Origin of the sequence: Salinibaculum sp. SYNS191, from assembly GCF_037338445.1 — an archaeon.
GTDB lineage: Archaea > Halobacteriota > Halobacteria > Halobacteriales > Haloarculaceae > Salinibaculum > Salinibaculum marinum.
The window spans coordinates 3003873-3022665 of sequence record NZ_CP147838.1 but is presented as its reverse complement, the minus strand read 5'-3'; the positions used below and the strand labels follow the sequence as shown (position 1 = coordinate 3022665).

At 58.3% G+C, this 18793-nt stretch carries 20 protein-coding genes and 3 pseudogenes; 6 read left to right on the top strand and 17 right to left on the bottom strand.

Annotation, left to right across the window (positions count from 1 at the left end; genetic code table 11):
* The first annotated feature begins 143 nt into the window (after positions 1-143).
* From WDJ57_RS15900 to WDJ57_RS15885, 4 genes and pseudogenes are all read left to right on the top strand, one after another.
* Entirely contained in the window at positions 144-995 is an 852-nt protein-coding gene (locus WDJ57_RS15900) for a helix-turn-helix transcriptional regulator (protein WP_338901851.1), read from the top strand.
* A gap of 203 nt (positions 996-1198) precedes the next feature.
* Positions 1199-1603, top strand: a pseudogene (locus WDJ57_RS15895) (RNA-guided endonuclease TnpB family protein); the annotation flags it as partial.
* A gap of 232 nt (positions 1604-1835) precedes the next feature.
* Positions 1836-2528 carry a nucleotidyltransferase domain-containing protein gene (locus WDJ57_RS15890; RefSeq protein WP_338901849.1) on the top strand — a complete coding sequence of 231 codons (693 nt, stop codon included), beginning with the start codon at positions 1836-1838 and terminating at the stop codon, positions 2526-2528.
* Entirely contained in the window at positions 2515-3036 is a 522-nt protein-coding gene (locus WDJ57_RS15885; protein ID WP_338901848.1) for a hypothetical protein, read from the top strand. The genes WDJ57_RS15890 and WDJ57_RS15885 overlap by 14 nt, the downstream gene beginning before the upstream one ends.
* A gap of 333 nt (positions 3037-3369) precedes the next feature.
* On the opposite strand, the gene WDJ57_RS15880 is transcribed toward WDJ57_RS15885, so the two are convergent.
* From WDJ57_RS15880 to WDJ57_RS15815, 15 genes and pseudogenes are all read right to left on the bottom strand, one after another.
* Positions 3370-3858 carry a hypothetical protein gene (locus WDJ57_RS15880; protein ID WP_338901846.1) on the bottom strand — a complete coding sequence of 163 codons (489 nt, stop codon included), beginning with the start codon at positions 3856-3858 and terminating at the stop codon, positions 3370-3372.
* Positions 3858-4151 carry a UPF0175 family protein gene (locus WDJ57_RS15875; protein ID WP_338901845.1) on the bottom strand — a complete coding sequence of 98 codons (294 nt, stop codon included), beginning with the start codon at positions 4149-4151 and terminating at the stop codon, positions 3858-3860. Before WDJ57_RS15875 ends, WDJ57_RS15880 begins: the two co-directional genes overlap by 1 nt.
* 164 nt (positions 4152-4315) lie before the next feature.
* Complete coding sequence (locus tag WDJ57_RS15870; protein ID WP_338901844.1) at positions 4316-4576, bottom strand: hypothetical protein; 261 nt, start codon at positions 4574-4576, stop codon at positions 4316-4318.
* 245 nt (positions 4577-4821) lie between these two features.
* Positions 4822-6864 (bottom strand): VirB4 family type IV secretion system protein, encoded by a 2043-nt coding sequence (locus WDJ57_RS15865; protein WP_380629871.1) that lies wholly within the window; start codon positions 6862-6864, stop codon positions 4822-4824.
* Between the two features lie 89 nt (positions 6865-6953).
* Entirely contained in the window at positions 6954-7967 is a 1014-nt protein-coding gene (locus WDJ57_RS15860) for a hypothetical protein (RefSeq protein ID WP_338901842.1), read from the bottom strand.
* 12 nt (positions 7968-7979) lie between these two features.
* Positions 7980-9323, bottom strand: a complete 1344-nt coding sequence (locus WDJ57_RS15855; protein ID WP_338901841.1) for a hypothetical protein — start codon at positions 9321-9323, stop codon at positions 7980-7982.
* 2 nt (positions 9324-9325) lie between these two features.
* Entirely contained in the window at positions 9326-10126 is an 801-nt protein-coding gene (locus WDJ57_RS15850) for a hypothetical protein (RefSeq protein ID WP_338901840.1), read from the bottom strand.
* A gap of 64 nt (positions 10127-10190) precedes the next feature.
* Positions 10191-11759, bottom strand: a complete 1569-nt coding sequence (locus WDJ57_RS15845) for a hypothetical protein (protein ID WP_338901839.1) — start codon at positions 11757-11759, stop codon at positions 10191-10193.
* Positions 11760-11959: 200 nt separating this feature from the next.
* Positions 11960-12295: a hypothetical protein gene (locus WDJ57_RS15840; protein ID WP_338901838.1), complete on the bottom strand. Its 336-nt coding sequence runs from the start codon at positions 12293-12295 to the stop codon at positions 11960-11962.
* Between the two features lie 978 nt (positions 12296-13273).
* A pseudogene (locus tag WDJ57_RS21650) lies at positions 13274-13378 on the bottom strand (type II toxin-antitoxin system RelE family toxin); the annotation flags it as partial.
* Between the two features lie 53 nt (positions 13379-13431).
* Positions 13432-14682, bottom strand: a complete 1251-nt coding sequence (locus WDJ57_RS15835; RefSeq protein WP_338901837.1) for an RNA-guided endonuclease InsQ/TnpB family protein — start codon at positions 14680-14682, stop codon at positions 13432-13434.
* 239 nt (positions 14683-14921) lie between these two features.
* The gene (locus WDJ57_RS15830) at positions 14922-15089 is read right to left on the bottom strand and encodes a type II toxin-antitoxin system RelE family toxin (RefSeq protein WP_338901836.1); all 168 of its coding nucleotides are present in this window, start codon (positions 15087-15089) and stop codon (positions 14922-14924) included.
* Positions 15082-15360: a ribbon-helix-helix domain-containing protein gene (locus tag WDJ57_RS15825; protein WP_338901835.1), complete on the bottom strand. Its 279-nt coding sequence runs from the start codon at positions 15358-15360 to the stop codon at positions 15082-15084. Before WDJ57_RS15825 ends, WDJ57_RS15830 begins: the two co-directional genes overlap by 8 nt.
* Positions 15361-15618: 258 nt before the next feature.
* Positions 15619-16188, bottom strand: coding sequence for a hypothetical protein (locus tag WDJ57_RS15820; protein ID WP_338901834.1), 570 nt, complete (start codon positions 16186-16188; stop codon positions 15619-15621).
* A complete protein-coding gene (locus WDJ57_RS15815) occupies positions 16185-16553 on the bottom strand; it encodes a hypothetical protein (RefSeq protein WP_338901833.1) in 369 nt (122 codons plus the stop codon). The genes WDJ57_RS15820 and WDJ57_RS15815 overlap by 4 nt, the downstream gene beginning before the upstream one ends.
* 238 nt (positions 16554-16791) lie before the next feature.
* On the opposite strand from WDJ57_RS15815, the pseudogene WDJ57_RS15810 reads away from it, so the two are divergent.
* A pseudogene (locus WDJ57_RS15810) lies at positions 16792-17055 on the top strand (ATP-binding protein); the annotation flags it as partial.
* A gap of 86 nt (positions 17056-17141) precedes the next feature.
* Here WDJ57_RS15810 and WDJ57_RS15805 read toward each other — a convergent pair.
* A complete protein-coding gene (locus WDJ57_RS15805; RefSeq protein ID WP_338901830.1) occupies positions 17142-17489 on the bottom strand; it encodes a HalOD1 output domain-containing protein in 348 nt (115 codons plus the stop codon).
* Between the two features lie 16 nt (positions 17490-17505).
* Between WDJ57_RS15805 and WDJ57_RS15800 the strand changes: the two genes are divergently transcribed.
* Positions 17506-17658, top strand: coding sequence for a hypothetical protein (locus WDJ57_RS15800; RefSeq protein WP_338901829.1), 153 nt, complete (start codon positions 17506-17508; stop codon positions 17656-17658).
* 35 nt (positions 17659-17693) lie between these two features.
* Here the strand turns inward: WDJ57_RS15800 and WDJ57_RS15795 are convergent, their stop codons facing one another.
* Positions 17694-18668: a transcription initiation factor IIB gene (locus WDJ57_RS15795; protein WP_338901828.1), complete on the bottom strand. Its 975-nt coding sequence runs from the start codon at positions 18666-18668 to the stop codon at positions 17694-17696.
* Positions 18669-18793 lie beyond the last annotated feature (125 nt).

Below are 18793 nucleotides of genomic sequence, written 5' to 3'. Positions count from 1 at the left end.
GTGAACGCCACGGCAAGCGCAGAAATTATACCTGAATCGGAATCGAGAACGTCCATGACCGACATTGATGCCTACCAGTCTCCCGGGTATCTCCTATATGCACCTCCCGTGTCAGCTTCCATCCGACGCCTGGAATCCGGGGTATGGAACGCGTTCCAGTTGTCGAAACAGCTATGAATACGTGCGCAATTGCTAGGTCAATGGTCACCAATCCGTCAGTGGATGCCGACGATGGGCTTCCGCTCGCGGCGCTCAAGCGGGCCGATGCACTCGCGACACTCCGCGACGGCTCGATGACCCGTCGAGAACTCATGGATACCCTCGATGTATCCAGAACCACGATACACCGACTGGTCCGGGCACTGGAGGCAGCTGATCTCGTCGACCAGCAGGGAAACGACTTCGTACTCACCGTCTTCGGTCACACCGTTGCCGAGGAGGTTAGCACCTACCGCCGACGGATCTCGGCCGCCAGTCGCATGCAGCCGTTTCTCGAAACGGTCGATGCTTTCCCGGGCGAAATCGAACTTTTTGCCGAGGCGACAGTGACTGTGACTGAGCCGACCAACCCGTACGCACCGGTCGAACGGTTCATCAACCTCGTCACCGCCTCGGGGACGCTTCGGGGCTTCGATACGACGGCAATCGCACCCATCATCGTCCCGGATATCCGCGAGGCGATACTGAGCGGGATGGAGACCGATATGATCTACCTGCCGCCTGTCGTCGAGTCGATCGTCGAGGAATACCCCGACGACATCGCCGAGGTAGCCGACAGTGGCCGTCTGACGCTCTCGACTCACTCGAACCTCCCGTTCGGACTTGCGATATTCGACGACCGAATCGGCCTCGGTGGCTACGACGCTGAGACGGGAATGCTACGGACCTTCGTCGATACCGACGACGACCGCGCCCGCACATGGGCACTCGATCTTTACGACGAGTATCGTGAAGAAGCGACCGCTAAAGACCTCTCGCAACTCGTGAACGCTTGAGACCCCGCCGGTGACTGCTCTCTCGCCACGCCAGCAAGTCAATCAGGCGCATCCAGACGGCCGTCTTTTCACAGGCGGTACGAGGCGGATGCCCCGACCCTTGAGGTCGGGGAGGAAGCCGACACCAGACGACACAAACCACGCTACGATGGCAGGCCGACTCCCGACGTATAAGTAACTGCTACCGTACGTGTGAAGATACAGTGGAATACCGCCGTACCGCCGTCATCAAACTCGACACTCCCGAAGGAGCCGACGATTCGCTTCGAGAGACTGTCGAGCAGTTCAAACACTGCGCCAACACCGCGAGCGAATGGTGCTGGCACGGCGACGACGGCTCCCACGTCACCTCCAAGGCCAAAGCCGAAACCGCACTCTACGACCACCTCCGCGACGAAACTGACCTCACCGCGAACCTCGTCCAGAAAGGGATTCGCAGGGCGGTCGAAGCCATCAAAAGTGGCGTCGAACGCCTCAAACGTGGTGAGAACACGTCACAACCGCACTTCTCGGCAGACAGCGCGGTGTACGACAAGCGAAGTGCGACGTTCCACCGTGACCACGGTTCCCTCTCAACCGTAGACGGGCGCGTCGAGTGCGAGTACATCCCTTGAATCGCGGGACGCTGAACGTGAGTGGGGAGTACGTCCCCCCTGCCTCGGTTGAGGCATAGAATGGGAGTCCACGCGAAAGCCTCGGGGTCGTACGGAAATCTACGATTTCCGTGATGACGAGACGCGAAGCGTCTCGAACCACTTGACCCCGAGGCGATTTGCGAAATATCTGCTCAAGGTGGTGTAGGCCAGCAAGGTTTTACCTTTTTGAACCATAATACAGTTCATGAACTCTGAAGCGGTTCAAAGTAGACGGGCGAAGGAGGGATCGTACGTTCGCCTTCCCGTGCCACTCGGTGATCCAGAGGCGTTCCGGCACGGGGCAACTGCCGATGTCCTGCACATCCTCGTCGACAATCCAGATCGGGATTTCACAAACCGCGAACTGCATCGGGTGACGGGAAGAGGACTGAGTGGCGTGAATGCCGCTGTCGATGCCCTCGAGGCACTTGGCGTGATCACCGTCGATCGGTCCGGTCGGGCGAACGCCGTCCGGATGGATCCAGCAATGCTCGTCAAATCCGACGATCCCGTAACGACCATTCCCCAACCGGAGTACCACGCACCCGTCAGAGCGATTCTCACCCGACTCGAAGAGGAGATTGCCGCAGACATCGGCGTCGTCCTCTTTGGGAGCGTCGCGCGAGGTACTGCCGATCGGACAAGCGACATCGACCTGTTTGTCGTTGTCGAAGAAGACCGGATGCAGGCCCAGCGGGAGGCCCACGCGATCGAACAGGAGATCGCCGACGAGCGGTTCGACGGCGAGCGGTATGAAGCACACATCGTCGTCGAGCCCCGAGAGTCCGCCGCAACTCATGACCGAATCCGCGACGTGCTCGCCGAGGGACTGACGCTCAAAGACTCGCCGGCGCTCGACGCGGTGAAACAGGAGGTGTTCGACGGTGGGTCTGCGTGATGTCGTCGGCGCACTCGAGCGTGTCGAACAGTTGTTGGAGGACGGCGAAACCGGCCCGGCACAGGACTCGCTCTCGTGGCAGCGAGCCGAGGACGACGCTGATATCCAGCTCGGGAAAGCGTGTGCTATGCTGGGAACGTGCCGCCAGCTTCGGCAGGGGACGAACAACCACGTGAGCATCGTCGAGCTCTCGTTCAATGCCATCGAGCGATCATTTCAGTTCTATCTCGTCGAGATGACGGCGGCGGAGTCAGCAGATTACAGGAAACATGAGGAAGTGTTCGACGATATCGCGGCCCGAAATATCTTTTCTGACGAGGCGGTTGCTGGTCGGATCGACGCTTTTCGCTCCGAGCACCGCTCGCGATTTTACTACGATATTGACCGACCTGGACGGGACTTCGCCGAGGCGATGCACGAGTTGGCCGAAGAAGTTCACCAGTATCTCGTTGAGTTTGCTGACGCTCAGTCACGGTGCAACTGCGACGAATCCTGCACCCACAAGTGATGTCCCCTCAGAGTGAACCGCCTCGGGGTCAAGCCCCGTGGCATTCGCCTCGACAGCCTGTAAACTACCCCACCCATTCGTCTTTAGTTAGGAGACGAACTGGTGACAGCAGTGGCTCATCGAGGCTACTTTTCGGAAGGAATGAGGTGGATCGTTCGTCTCTAGTTAGCTCTCACACCACGGCTGCGTAGCGGTAGCGGGCGTCTCCTGCAGTATCGGTCCTTGCTGGTGAATCTTCTGTGTATTCTCGATCAACCGTTATCAAACCGACCGAGCGCTTATTCTGAGCCACCGTGTAATCTAAAATGAGGTGGACGGGTCGCTCACTCGCAGTCAGTCCCCCAGTTCGCGGAGCTTCTTCTGGACCTGTGCGTAGACCGTCGGATGAAGGTTCATTCCCTCGTCTACAAGGTCATATAGGAGGTCAGTCGCTTTGTCTGCTGTCAATTGCCCGTCTTTGGTGCAACTGAGAAGCAACGTCGTCACCCACCAGCACTCGACGCCGTGACTCCGGGCAACCTCGATCAGCCCCTTGTCGTTGGCGAGGAGGATCTCCTCGTCAGCCTCTGCCAGCAAGATCACCGACGCGTCGGCCACTGCTATTCCCTCCATCGACGCTACGTCCTCGGCCGCGGCTGGCGTGTCGTGAACAGCGACGTCCGCTAGAAATTCGTCGAGCACCGCGGTACCGCGCTTGCCCTCGGTGAGGACTTCCTCCCGGACCTCTTCTGTCGTTCGAATATCGTCGAAGGTGGTCGAAATGAGATCGAGCCGGCCGACCCATGCGAGCGGAATCAACGCGGACGAGTCTACGACAACCATTAGATTCGGTCGAGGTCACGTTCGAGGTCGTTGGTCGTGTACCCAACGTCGATGCCTTCCTCAGAGGCGAGGGTCAACATCTCGACGTACGATACGTCCGCGAGTTCCGCTGCCTTCCGTAGCGTGATGCTGTGCTCCCGGAGCTGGTCGAGTGCCCGCTCTGTTCGCCAGTCGGAGAGTCCCTGTCGGATCAGGCGGCGCAGCACCTCCGACCGGTCGGCACTCATCTCCTCCTCAAGTTCGGCGAGTGCCTCCTCGTCGTCTTCCGGGATGCGCGTGGTGACCGTCTTCATCGTTACAATCTAGTACGTTACGATACAGAATATACGTAACGGTATACAATATGGCGCCGATGATCGACGCAGAGGTGAGCGAACTCACTCGGTTTGGCAGTGACAAAGAGGTGGTCAGTTACGTGGGGTTGGAAATTACCAATAAATGGCGAGGAGAATATCAACTACGTCGAATCGTCAGACGCGTCGCTCGCTGCGAGGATTTCTGCCGCTACGTCCGTTACATGTTGCTGATGAGAGGCTGACGTCTGGACGCTCTGGGCCGCATCAAGTTGCTCGTTGACGATGGTGTTTTGCTGTGGGCCCCACTTCTCTGGCGGTTCAGATTTGATATAATCGACCCAGCGCTTGATTCCCTCGATGCGCTGCTCGCGGTTGTGTTCGTGCTTCGTGTCGAGGCGTTCACGCACGTTTGAGTCGTTCATACGCGTCTTTGACGTCGAGTTGCGCTACCCACGCTTCGAGGCGAGAGACACTAAGACTTTCCTCGAACAGCGTGTGAACCGCCTCGGGGTCAAGTGGTTCGAGACGCCTTCGGCGTCTCGTCATCACGGACCTCGGAGATTTCCGTACGACCCCGAGGCACTCGGCCTGTTCCGCCTGTAGATGATGGAGAGAACGGAGACAAACCTCGTCTAGCAGCGTCTCTCCTCAATGCCTCTCGTTGCATTCACCGAGGTGAGACACTCGACCCATCGGTCCGGTGACCGTTCGTCCCAACGTCCACCGTCGTCGAGTCGTTCGAATCTGTTGGAGTCGCACTAGTCCCCTCGATCCGTTCTTCACCCGAGATAACGGCAGCTTCGAACGCACTGGCGCGAATCCGCAACGGAAACCAGCCCTCTTCGTCGATCCCGAGCAAGCCCTCTGAGTACTGGTCTTCGTCGTTACCTGCCTTCGCCGTTCGCACCCAATTCACCTCCCGCTCGCTCAACCCGAACCACTCCGCGAGTTTCTCGGCCTCCTCATCGACGCGATGAATGAGCGTCATCGAGCACAGACTCGCAATGGTCCGGGCTTCCGGCGTCAGTGCGAACTCCCCACCGGTCTGCGTGATGAAATGCAGAGAGAGGTCGTAATGGCGGCTGTGGCGCACGGCCGTCTCCAGGAATTCTAACGAGGTGGCATCGTTCATCAGATAGTGCGCCTCGTCGATGACGAAGATGACACGCTTTTCCGTCTGTTTTGCACGCTCGTAGACTGCGTTGAACAACACCGACATCATCAGGCTGGTCTCCGTTCGTCCACGGGCGCCCTCCTCTTGGTGCAAGTCGAGATACATCACGTTCGAGTCGAAATCGAACTCCGTCGCCTCGGCCAGATTCGCCAGGTCGCCGTCCTCGCGGAATGACGGTCGGAGGTCTTTCAACAGCGACTGTGCATCGTCTTTGACGCTCTCTTGCTCGCCAGCCGTGGCATACCCGAACGAGGCCGGGTCCGCGAGCATGTCTTCGAGCACCGAGATAACGTCCCGGACTGTTGGTGACTCGCGGTCGTGCGTTGCCGGGTCACGCGTGATGCCCTGATTCTCGTAGGCTTGCTGGATTGCCCGGCGAAGCGTCTGTTTCTGCTCGCTCAGCGGGTTGTTCGCAACGTGGGCGAAGAACGTATCGAAGAAGGTCATCACCCACGCAATCTGCTCGCCCCACGGGTCCAGGTCGGGAGCGGCTTTGAGGATGTCTGTCGGCGTGGGCTGTAACTCCAGGGGATTGAATCCACGCGTCCCGCCAACAGTGATACGCTCGCCGCCGAGGACGTCGTTGACACCCGCAAACCCGGCGAGTGGGTCGAGCATGATGAGCAGTGTCTCGTCGTCGTACATCGCCCGACGGACGAGCTGGAGCTTCGTCGAGAAGGACTTGCCAGCCCCGAGTTTGCCGATCACCATCGTACAGTAGCCCGTCTCGCGGTTGAAGCGATCCAGAATCAGGGGACTCTCATTCAACGCATACGTCCCGTATTCGATGCCGGGTTCGGCAACAGCACCGGCGACGAAAGGGAACATGGCGCCAACGGCACCGCCGAGCATCGGCGTGGTGGCATCGAGTGACTCGTTCAGGCGATTGACCCCCACCGGGCTCGCAGAAATGAGCGTCTCCAGTTGTGACCACCGCGGCGTCACGGGCGTTAGATTCGCCGGCGAGCGCTGGGCCGTATTCACGACGCCTTCCGAGGGAATCTCCTCGCGAGTATCCCCGCGAACGGTGAGGTACATTGACGTATCGAAGGCCTTCATCGACGTGTTGCGCAACACGTCGTACATGTCCTGGTGGTCTTCGAGGTCTTTTTTGATGCCTCGGGCACCTGCCCGGTGTTTCTCGGAGAGATACTCGAAATCCGCCTGCAGGTCTTCGATCTTGTTCTCCAGCGAGCTGAGCGTGGCCTGCGTATTCCGCGGGCGGATGTGCATCGAGATATCTGTCGAGCGGGTTTCAGCAGTCGAGTACAGGTTCTCGAAAAGGCCATCCATGGGTGCATCTGGATACTCACCAACCCAGAGCGAGCGCGTCCACTGAGAACCCGTCCGGATGGCATCGGGTTTGCGAGTGATCGTCGACGGCGTCACGACCGTCTTGTGAATATCCGGAATGGAATCCAGTGGGGCCTCCGATGGCTCGTGTGAGATGGTGAACTGGCCATCCTTCGTCGAGAAGCCAGTGCCAGTCTCAGCCTCTGCCTCGGACTCCGACTCTGACTCTGACTCTGACTCCATCTCAGTCTCTTGCGGACCAGACGCCGTAGCGCGGTCTGCATCGTCAGTCTCCTCACTGCTGTCCTGTCCCCGAGAGAGCCACTTTCGAATCATCGCGTCCCTCCAACGAGTGGCCGCGTTCGTAGAACACGCGAGAGGTCGTCGTGTGCGAAGTCATCACCGGACCAGAATTCGGCGATGAGTGCGGTCGCGTCCGTTGCCTCGACGCGGTGAGCGTTACAGCCATCGATGCCACGGAGGCCGCGCTGGACGCGACGCAGGCGTTCATCGAGTGCCTCGAACATCGCGTTGTGTTCATCCTCGCGCTCTGGCCCGAACCACACCTGAATGAACAGGCCAACGACTGGAAGCCTAGCCAGTTTCTGGGCGTGACTCTCGCGCGTGAACTGGACTTCTTCGGGGGTGACCGAGACGATGACGTAGTGATCACGAATGGTCATGCGACGGTCAGCGAGGTCGGTGCGATACCACTCGACGTAGTTCTCGATGAGTGTTGCGAGCGCTGGATTCGCCTGGACGTCAGCGTCTGTGAGTCGTGATTCATAGCGTGCGAGATACTCATCGACGGGGAACGCCTGCGTCGTGGAGTAAATCTGGATGGGAAACTCAATGACCGTGTTCAGGAAGTCGATGAACGAATCTGTCTTCTGTTCCCACTCCTCGTCTGTTGCGAGTGCCATCGTCGGTGGCTCGACCTGAACCAGCCCTACGAACGCCCCGTCGGTGCGCTCAATTGCACCCCGGTCGGGATACACGCGCTCGATGGTAGTGTACTTCTTCGCCTCCTCGTGAGCGATGCGTTCGGATTTGCGCTGATACCCGATGATCGTCACGAGCCAGTCGATACTCGACAGATATGCCGGCGTGAGATAGACGAAGATAGCGCCCACGGCAATCGCAACAGTCGCGAGCGGGATGGTGAGCGTCTGGATGCTGTAACCCATCACTGAGAGGTCGGAGGGCAGGACTGCCTGCGTGAGCAAAATGACGATCACACCCGGAAAGAGCGCAACGGCTGCATCTGAGAGGGTGTAGGTTCCGACCAGGTTCGCGTCTGTGCCAATCGATTTCGGAATCCGTTTTGCTGGGTCTCGTTCTTGCATATCTACGCACACTCAGTTGATGTACCACGGCCGCTCGTCGTCTCGCCGCCTGTCGTTCTCGGGCGGAGTGCGTTGGCGAGGCGAGGAATCAGAGCGGTGTCTCCCGCGAAGATTCTCGAAGTTCGTCGTCCGCTCGCTCGGTGTATCGGAACTCCCATTGCGAGTACTGTCACTACCGCCACCATCTGTACTCCCACCACTCCGTCCAGCACCGCTGGCGCTGTTGCCGCCGCTGTTCCCACCACCACCGTTCCCACCGCTGTTGCCGCTGTTGCCGCCGCCGCGGTCACCCGAGTTGACCACACCACGAATACCCGCTCCGGCAGAGCGCATACGCGACCCCGCAGCGTGAGCGCGGGACTGCCCGGAGTTGATGACCATCTGGCCGTCGGGTCTCACGGCCGCGTCCCCCCGAAGGCCACGGGAGAAATTCCGACCACCGTAGCGTGCCTCTTGACTGCGAGTCTGGACGCTCTGGACGCGATTGCGTGCTCTGACACTCGAAGCGTGACTCATAGCGCGGTCGGCCATGAAGAACAGCGCACCCGCTTGCCAGACGAGAATGAACGGCGAGAGCACGGCCACCAGGGGGATGATGAGCGCTAGCAGCCACGCACCGAAGCCCGAGAGCGAGAGTCCGAAATTCGACCCGAGGATGCCACCGAGACGAAAGAGCAGTGCAACCGGCACCGTCATGAACAAGAAAGGGACGAAAAAGCCTGCCAGACGCTGCATGAATCGCGAGACGAGCACAAAGGGCCCGACGCCGGGAATCCAGAAGACGATCAGCAGTGGCATCAACAGGACAAAGAGGTACAGCACCACCTGGCGCATGACGTAGATGATGCCGATGAGCAAGAAGAGAATCAGGTCAACCGAGAGCGAGACCACCAGTCCGAGCGTCCCCATGGCAGTGAACGATAGCGTCTCGAACAGCGAAATGTTCGACAGACTCGGGATGATGAGCGCTGTCAGTGCGTCCATGAATCGAAGAGAGAGGGCTGCGAGCCACCACCACGAGAGGATGCCGAGCAACCCGGAGAAGGCCCGACGTTTGAGTTTCGAGCGGTGGTAACTCCCGAAGAGGTAACTCGTCGACTCGAAGAAGATGACTACCCCGATCATCGCAGCCCAGAGAAAGAGCACGATCGGCATCCAGATATCCCAGTAGTAGTCATAGATTCCCGGCCAGGGGCCGTTGGTTGGTTCGCTGAAGACGGAGTTTGGATGGGGAGTATCTACGATGAGATGGAGGATTTCCTGTCCCTGTTCTTCTATGAGTTTCGTGATCGGACTGAAGAGAAGTTCCAATAGTTCCTGTATCGCACCGATAATCGCGTCACCAAGTGCCCCCATAATTAGAGAGCCTCCTCAGAAGAGTGAGTGTCCAGAATCTGGACACTCCCATTACTACAGGTGTAGCCACGTCCCAGTCCCAGCGGTTCTGGGGAACCATCAAGATCTACGCGAAGACGCTGGTCAACAGAGTCCCCAGACCCTGTACCGAGGATAATTGTTATATCAACTGAAACGCCACAATCAGGCTCATCTTCACCTGTGAAACGAAGTGGTTGCTCCTGCCCAACGTAGAGACGCCTGCCTCCAGGTCTAACAATTAGGTCTGCGATGTCGTCTGGTTCTATAAGACGTGGAATATTGAGATAAGTACTGATTTCATCATTCGCTTCTTGATATGGAGCGTCTCGGTAGGCGATATCGTAGATCCAGGTCGGTGCAGTCCCGGTATTCTCAACATCGACAGCCAAGCGAGCATTGTCCGTCGAATCGCTCCCGGAGTACTGTCTGATCTCCCGTATTCGAAGATCAGGCCTCAACTCCAAAGTCCGAGATTCTATGACGTCATCTTCGACAGCAGCGAGTTCGTACTTACCGGGTGGATAATGCGTCGACTGTGAGAGTTCAAGCTCGATGAGTCGAAACCGGACAGTGCGAACACCCGGCTCCACTGCTTGCTGGCCGTACAAGGTTCCATCCGGTGCGATCAGATTCACCGCAGAAAGTTGGCTGTCCTCAGCAATCTCCACGACCAGAAAGTCGCCGTCGACTGCAACGCGCTCAAAGATGGTGTCCTCTTTCGGCGAAGGTGACTGCGTGTTCTGCCCACCCGTCGTCTCACCACACCCAGCAAGACCGAGCACACCCGTGCCAAGACCGACCCGGAGGAGCTGTCGCCGCGTCAGGCGAGTTGAATCCCGACGCATCTCAGACCCGCCCCCAGGGTGGCCAGATATCCCAGCCGGTGATACGGTCGATGAGAAAGACAGCGACCAGGAACAGGCCAATCGGAATACTCGTCTGATAGAGTACCGAGAGCACCTGCAGTGTCGACCCACCCGTGTAGACGATGGTGGAATCGCCCGTGTAAGCGGGGTTCACATCCCACCACCGTTCTGGCTCGTAGCGTGCAGACACGCTGGTCCTGTCGCCGGCGAGTGTCACCAGTGCTGTCCCGTTCGCTGTCGTGTTGATGCGCTGGCCATCCACCAGGACGTACCCCTCCCGTGACTGCGTCTCGATCGGGTCGCCAGTCTCCCGATCCCGGAGTGAAACCCGGACGGTGGTCGTCTCCGCCGAGGCGTTCAGTACGTCGAGTGAGAGATTGCTGCGATGGAAGGGAATCTCACTGAATGACTCGGGGCGAAGCGAAGTTTCGACACCGCGGACGAGTCCGAGTGCGCTGAGACGAGAAAGCGAATAATTCGCGGCATGAAGCCGAGAGGCAAGCCCGTAACTCGCTGTGTAGGAATCCTCGGGAACATCTAGCTGAACATTCGGAGGCAGCGTTGGAGCCGTCGTGTTCACACCGAAGCTCTCTATCAGGGAAACGTTCGCCCGAGGTGCGGGAGTCGGGCCAGTCTCCATCGGAAACGCGGTCACCTGCAAGGGGTGCAATGGCGAGTGTCTCAGCGTGCTTCCCGACGAAGACGTCTCGGCGAGCGTATCCCAGCCGGTCTCGCGTGCGGAGTAGAACCGCCAGCTTCCCCGGACCGAGCCAGTGGGTGCTTCATAGCCCAGCCACGGTTGGTTCTTGTAGACGACCACTCCGAGATCGCCATCAGGGTAGCGGGTCTGAAAGCCCGACACCGACAGCGTATACACGGTCACCTCGACCGCATCGCGGACGGTGAGAGACTCTGCGTGCTCTGTGACCGTCACCTCCCAGTTCGTGCAAGCTCTCGAGGTAGGCCCAGACTGCGAGTTAGTAGTGGAGACAGTCGTATTCGAGGTGGAATTTACCGTCGACGCGTTTGTCCAGGCAGTACACTCACTGACCGTCTGTTCGAGTGCAACAGCAACGTCTGCTTCGAGGGCAAGCGTATGCGTCGACCCGGTGTATTCTGCAAGCTCCGTATACGACAGTCGCGGTGTGTTCGAACCTGACGAGCGTGACTCGACAGCCCCATCCACGAGCAACCGCGTCGCATTGATCGCGTGGCGCTTGAGCGTCCACTCGACGCGTCGGTCCACCGAAGATGTGTTCTCGGGGATCACAACCCGGTAGTCGATCGTCCCCAGTAGCGTGCCGTTGGGCGCAACGTACAGCGGCTGGTCGGTGGCCGAGAGTCGGCCACGAGTCGATGGCTGGACGCTGAATACGGCCGCGTAGGCGTCGCGGACGAACTGCCCGTCTGCGAGCGTGATACCTACGGGGTGTACGGACGTCATCGCGTCGGTCTGGGGAAAGTCACGATGGTCGGCCAGGTTCCACGCCTCGACGGCCTGCAGTGGGTCTGCAAAGGGGATGTCGGTCATCGCTGCGAGTTCGGCCATCGCCGTCGTCTCGTTGCCCAGACGGGCGCGGAGCGTGGTCGCATTCGAGACCTCTTCATCACCCGACCAGAGCGGCCAGTACGTCGTCTCGTTGAGGCCGTGTTCTGGCTTCTCGGGTGGATGCGCAATGGACTGTGAGACAGCAATCGTGAGCGTTGCAACTGCAAGACTGGTGAGGAGGAACCCTCGAATGAGCCCGCTTAGAACCCGCAACTCGCGCCTCCAGCGACGACGTTGTTGAGGAGGAACTGCAGGATTGCCGTCCCGAGCGGCGCAACGATGACGCCCCAGATAATCGCCTGATTGCGCATTTCTTTCATCTCCTTTTTGCGGTCAGCTCGGGGCGTCGCCGGCGTGGCGACCGTCGCCGCGAGCGCAATGACGCCCCCGATGAGCGGGCCGCCGAACTGGATGAGCGTAAAGAGGTTCTTGACGGTCTGGGCCATGTCCGTCGAGCAAAACGCCGAGCCAGTCGACTGGGCAAGCGCCGGGTCGATAGCAACCACGCTGAGGAGTGCTGCTGTGAGCAATCGCATCCAGAGCAAGCGGGACCGCCTGCGAAGAGATCGGTTCGACGATGCATCCGAATTGGGGACTGAATCTTCCATCTGTATGTCACCGGGTCCTGTCACGGCGTGTTTCAATCGCAGTGAAACGAGCCGCGTGCCTCATTTGCTGAGAGTCAACTCACCCGTTACAGCCACTGGCTTAAATTTAGCGGTTGTAGGAATGGATAAAAGCCAGATAGTAGCGATATAGCTGCGAGAAAATAAAGAAATGGCGATGGATACGACAACAGAAGTTGCGGCGTAGGGGGGAGATGCTCCCCGAGGGCTGGGGCGTTCTCGCCGGCGCGCCCCAGCGACATCTCATCACTTCCGGCGGAGAAAAACAGCTGTATTTTGACTCACTCGCGTCGCGCAGTCGTTGAGGAAATGGGCTTAGCGCCTCAATTCAGCCCAGCTGCATTCTGTTCGGTGGCGAGTTCCTCTGTAGATTTCCGCGGGCCCGGCGAAGTCTTCGCGGCCGAGGAACCAGATGAGATACTGCCTTGCCTCCTCGGAAGACATCTCATCGGGAATCTCGGACTGCTCACTTTCGGTGGTCATCCTCTCTTCGACCGGGCCTCGCGAGCTTTGTACGCATCCAACTCCTCGGCGTAGTGGGCAACGTCCCAAAGACGGTCTGGTGTGGCCTGAGGGTGTCGACGACCTCTTCCGAGAAGGTCGCCGGTCGGGGCGGCGGTTCGTAAGTCATCGGCTCTCTGTGTTAACCAACACTGACTCACTATTGATCGTTTGGTTGGTTAACGAAATCACCGCGCTCATCAGCCTCAGAAGGGTGAGAATAGCAAACTATCCAGAAACAGACCATGCTGCTATTCCTCGTCAGGACGGGAAGCATTCTCGTATACTAGATCGTTCCTTGGCCGACCTGAGTGTCCTGCACCAGTCAGACCGGGGATGGGGCTGAAATGTGAGGATGTGGTGAGGATCCGTCGCTAGCCCGAGTCGTCACGGTGGGAGATGACGATCATAGATATTCCGGCGATGGCCGACTGCTTCGACGATGAGAACGTCCTCCTCGCGGTCCCAGGTGATTATCGCCCGGTGACATCCTCCCCGGCGTGAACGCCGGGGCTTCCCGTACCGCAGGTGGGATATTTGCCGGTCTACGGCACGATCTGTTCTCGCGGGGCGAACACCCCACTTTTTGAATCGAACAAATGTACCGATGGCTGTGCCACACAGCCGTTACTCCTATCCTCACCATGAGGACTCGGAGTTATCTTCTGCCGCATATTCTCCGCCCCGTTGCAATCCGCATTTCCGACTAACTCGCACGACGAGCAGACATACAAACCACGTTCGACACGGTTCGACTTTGTGTCATCACCACATCGTGAACACGTCTTCGAGGTGTCCCACTCGTTCTCCTTCACCACCTCGACACCGCGGATCTCGCCTTTGTACGCGAGATACTGGTAGATACGGTCGAACGCCCATGAGTGCAACTTCTTGTTGCCGGTTTTACCCCAGTCGGACTCTCGCACGTTTTCAGGCCAACTAACCGCGAGCGTCCCAACATCGCGTTCGACACACTCCGTGATGATGGTGTCCGTTAGTGTGTGGTAGAAGTGCGTCTCACGCTCTGCGAGTTTTCGACGCGCCCATATCGACTTCTTTGACGGGCCGTTCTCCCCCTCGGTATCGTACTCTGCTCGGGTGAAGTAGTGCTTGTCTTTCTTGAGCGAGTTACCGGGATACAGAACGTATTCGTCGGGAAATGCGACCGTGGCGATGTTCTTGATGCCAAGATCGATACCGGCAACTTCGTCACCTGCCGAGTCGTTGGTTTCGAGTTCGACTTTGCAGACGAAGTGCAGTTCCCACTCGTCGCCGTTCCAGACGACTCGAACGTTCTGCACCCTGTTGACTTCCGAGAGGTCAACGTCGGGCCGGGTCTGGTACTCGCAGAGCAGGAAATCTGACCAATACTTCTTGAGGTTCGAGCCTTTCGAGAGTCGAACGCGATTGTTCTCAGGGTCGTGTTTGAAGCCGTCTTCTTTGAATGTGACCGTGGAACGTGGTCGGGTGTCGCCGTGTTTGCGGTAGCCGGGCGGATTCGCCTCGTCGTCCTTGTGTCGTAGGTCAAACCATGACTGGAAAGCGTCGGAAAGTTCTTCGATGACTTTCTGACTGGATTGTGCGTTCAGGTCTTTCCAGCACGCTTGGTTCTTCATGTACGATTTCAGCACGCCCTCGTCTGGGATTTCGCCAGTTGCGTCCCAGATACGGTCGGCTGTCCATCGTGCGACGTTCCAGATTTTTGAGGCGGAGTCTCCGAGCGAGTCAAGGCCATCGCAGACCTGCCGGTGGTTCTGGATGGAACCAACGTAGGTGCGAGTGACCTCTATCGCCATATATAGCCTATGTAGAAAAACCTACTTAACAACTCGGATTAGCGTGGAATATCCGGCCTTGCCATCGACAGTGGGCTGTGGAGGAGTTGTCGGATTCACTCCCGCCGTAGAGTGGTATGCACAAGAACTGAATAGTAAACGAAGACGGGCGAGCGGCTACAGAATCGGTGGCTTCGCCTTGCTCGCAACCACTGTTCTGTAACGCTCTTCACTGACTATTCAATAGTTGCAGTGACCATTCAACGGCGGGATTCTCTCCTCGAAGAAAGATAGCCGCTGAGCTTTTCGAGGCGATGGGAAGTCCAGTCTTTCGCCTCGTCGAGTTTCTTGACCAGCCGCTCTTGGGCTTCGCTGTCGAGTCCTTCCAGCAAATCGAGTGCTTTGGGTGTCCACTCGACCTCAGTCATCGATGCCCAGCCGGTCCTTCACGTCGTCCTGCGATACCGTCTCACCCCGCTCTCGCTGCTCGCGACTCTCAGCCAGATGTTCAAGTGCTTCCTCAGACAGCTGTGTCGGAGGGTTTACGGCATCCCGGAGGGCGTCACGTATGAACTCGGATTTGTTCGCATACCCACGTTCCTCCCAGACATCGTCGATCTGTGCCAGCAACGACTGCGGCACCCGGACGTTGATTTTCTCCATTTCGCCCTCACCACCGGCGTCGCTGTCGGTACTCATATGCTGTGATACGTCTGTATCACGTAAGTAGCTTCGGTTGACTAGCCGGGGTGTGGTTGATGACGGCGAGACTTCGATTATGCGCTGAACAGGTGCAATACCACGGCCTTGAGTGGTCACTGCAACTGTTGAATAGTCAGTGAAGAGCGTTACAGACCAGTGATTGCGAGCAAGGCGAAGCCACCGATTGTGTAGCCGCTCCCCCGTCTTCGTTTACTATTCAGTTCGTGTGCATACCACTCCACGCGGAGGAGGATGTCAAGCGTCGAGGCGCTGGAGCAACTGCGTGACGTAGGGACTGTTCTCCCAGCTCCGATGCGGGCTGATCGTCGTGATCAGTGTTCGAGCCTCCTCGTGGCTCAGATACCCGTTCCGAGCGTAATCCACGATGAGCCGCGGCGTCGGAACGATCCGTGGCCCCTGCAACACGGCGTGAATCAGCGGAAAGTTCTTCCCGCCGAACTCGTCGGTGAGAAACCCGTCGACGTCGCGTGTGTTCGCGAGGACGATCCCGTCAGTTTCGCCGTCGTCGAGACCGAACGTCGGCCGGGAGTCCGGCGTCTCGTCCCGTTCGTAGGGGTCCTCGACCGTGTAGTGGCCGCGGGCCGCGAGGACGTTACTCGCAGCTGCGGCGTGGATATCCTGATACTGCGTGATGTCACGGAGCTCCCCGACAACTTCTGGCGGCACGAATACGTCACACGACGTGAGGAGAGACTGAAACGGGTCCGGGGTATCGGTGTCGACGGCCGCGTCCGCACGAGGTACAGCGAGGCTGACGAGTGCGCTGGTGTCGGCGACGACCGTTCGCAGTCGCCGGCCGCTCATCGATCGTCGTCGGCTGCGGTGTCGACTGCCGTTGCGTCGCCATCGTAGACATCGACGTCATCGGGGGCAGCGAGATCGAGTGGCTCGTCCTCGAGGTCCGCTTTGAGAAGACGGAGTCGCTGGGCGGTCTCGGCACCGACCAACTGCTTGACAGTCTCGAACTCAAGCTGGTCGTCGTAGTACTTCGTCGCGACCAACTCCTGGAACGTCTCACTCTCGGCCGTATCTTCGATGTACTCGCGAATCGCCTCGACAAGCAGATCCGTCCGGTCCTTGTCAAAGAGCTCAGCAATCGCGTCCAACCGGTCGACCAGATACTCCGGCGACTGGAAATGAACCCGTCGCGGATCGTCGCTTGCGCTCATTCTATGTGCAAGTTCTGCACATAGGGTGATAACGGTTTCGGCGAATGCACAGCGCTTGCACATGAGAGGGCTATCATGGTGCATCTCTCCTCCTGAGAACAGCGGTGCAACGGCGGCTGTGAGGGTCGGAATCGGTTAGGGGCAAAAACAGAATTGATTCAATAAATTGAACTATATTTAAAAAGTTAATGCAGCTGGAGGTTTGATGAAAGTAGACACTAACGAGCTACGAGGGTATGTCGACATCGTCGGTCTCGCGCTAAGTGATGACTGTCTGTTACTGGCCGAATGCAAGTGGACCGACGCACCTGTCGGCCACGATTTCGTTATAGCACTCCGCGAGAAAGCCGACCGCGTTCGGTGGGGGCCAGACACCCGAGACGAGCAATTTGCACTGTTCTCGAAGAGTGGCTTTGTCGATGGGCTTGCCGCCGAGCTCGGAGACGAGTGGACGCTGTTCAGTCTCACAAAGCTGGACCGTCTCCTCTCCACGCAAGTATAGCGCATCGGCAGTCTCCCATTCATTCCACTAGTTCTAACGGTCGAATCCAACGCTACCAAGCGATTCACCGGGGCCGATTGATACAATTAAGTTGTGTCGTAGACCTGAATCCAGCCGTCACTTCGGACTTTCACGAGATAGTCGGTGTAGCGGAACTTGATCGTGCCCGTGCCCTGTCGAGAGTTTGCCGCTGTCTCGGAGTCGAACAACGCATCTTCGATTGCTGGCACATTGACGACATCGTACAACGAGGGGGACTTCACTTCGTCGAGTGGAACGTCCCTGGCTTCTGCAATGGCGAAGACGAGTGCGGTCGTGAGTTCACCGTCCTCGTCGGGGTCGTAGCGTCGTTGTGCGACCTGTCGCCGGTGTGCGTCGTGGTGGAGAGACGGGTCGTCGTCGCTGGCAGTATCGCTATCGTCATTCGTCGTCATCCATCTCACTCCGTGTGTGGGCTTCCTGTCGACTGTCGAGACTGGCCCCGATGCCCTGGAGTGCAACCGGGACCTGATCGGCGTGCTCGACGGGTCGAACCGTCTCGGTCACCTCGTTGAGTTGTATGACGCCTTCGTCGACTACTCTGTGAGCAACCGTCAGGGATGACCCACGTCTCCTGGGTGTAATCCTTTGCATTCGGCTCACGGTTGAGGTAAGCTGTCCGCTGCTTCGACCAATTCTTTGTACCGGTTCCTGATCGTGACCTCAGAGGTCTTGGCGACATCAGACACCTGGTATTGAGTGAGTTCGTGGTTTGTGAGCAACGCCCCAGCGTAAATGGCAGCAGCCGCCAGCCCGACCGGCGACTTGCCTGAGTGGACGCCCTTGTCTTTAGCGGTCTGAAGCAGTTGGCGGGCAGCCCGTTCGACTTCGTCAGCGAGGTCAAGTTCCGAAGCGAATCGTGGCACGTAACTCTCCGGGTCGGCTGGCTGGATTTCGAGGTTCAATTCCCGCGCCACGTACCGATACGTGCGTGCAACCTCGGGCTTATCGACGCGGGACACGGTCTGCATCTCATCGAGCGAACGAGGGGTACCTGCTTGCCGCGCGGCCCCGTAGAGCGCGGCAGATGCAACCCCTTCAATCGAGCGCCCTGGCAGGAGCCCCTCATCGAGCGCACGGCGGTAGATGACGCTGGCAGTCTCCCGAATATTCTCAGGAAGGCCAAGCGCCGAGGCCATACGGTTAATTTCACCAAGTGCCTGCTTCAGATTCCGGTCTTTGCTATCCTGTGTACGGAACCGCTCGTTCCAAGTACGCAGGCGCCGCATCTTCTCGCGTTGCCGGCTCGACAGTGAATTGCCGTAGGCGTCTTTGTCCTGCCATCCGATATTGGTCGACAGTCCCTTATCGTGCATCATATTGGTAGTTGGTGCGCCGACGCGGGACTTCTTGTCTTGTTCAGTAGCGTCGAAGGCGCGCCACTCGGGCCCGGGATCGATTTCATCTTCTTCGATGACCAACCCACACTCATTACATCTCGTTTCGCCGCGCGCCTCATCGTTGACGAGGTTGCCACCACACTCAGGACACGTAACTTCCTCGTCAGCCTCGGTCGTATCAGTCGCTTTAGTACTGCCCTCGCGGAGTGTCGATCTTGTGGATGTATCCGTCATTTCCTATTTTCTCCAATATAGTTATTATTTTGTCTAACTATATTTTACGTTTAGAGAACCTAAGTTCTTTTGTTGCTAGTTCACCTGCTTCCTGTACTAACAATTACAAGAGGACGATACCGGAT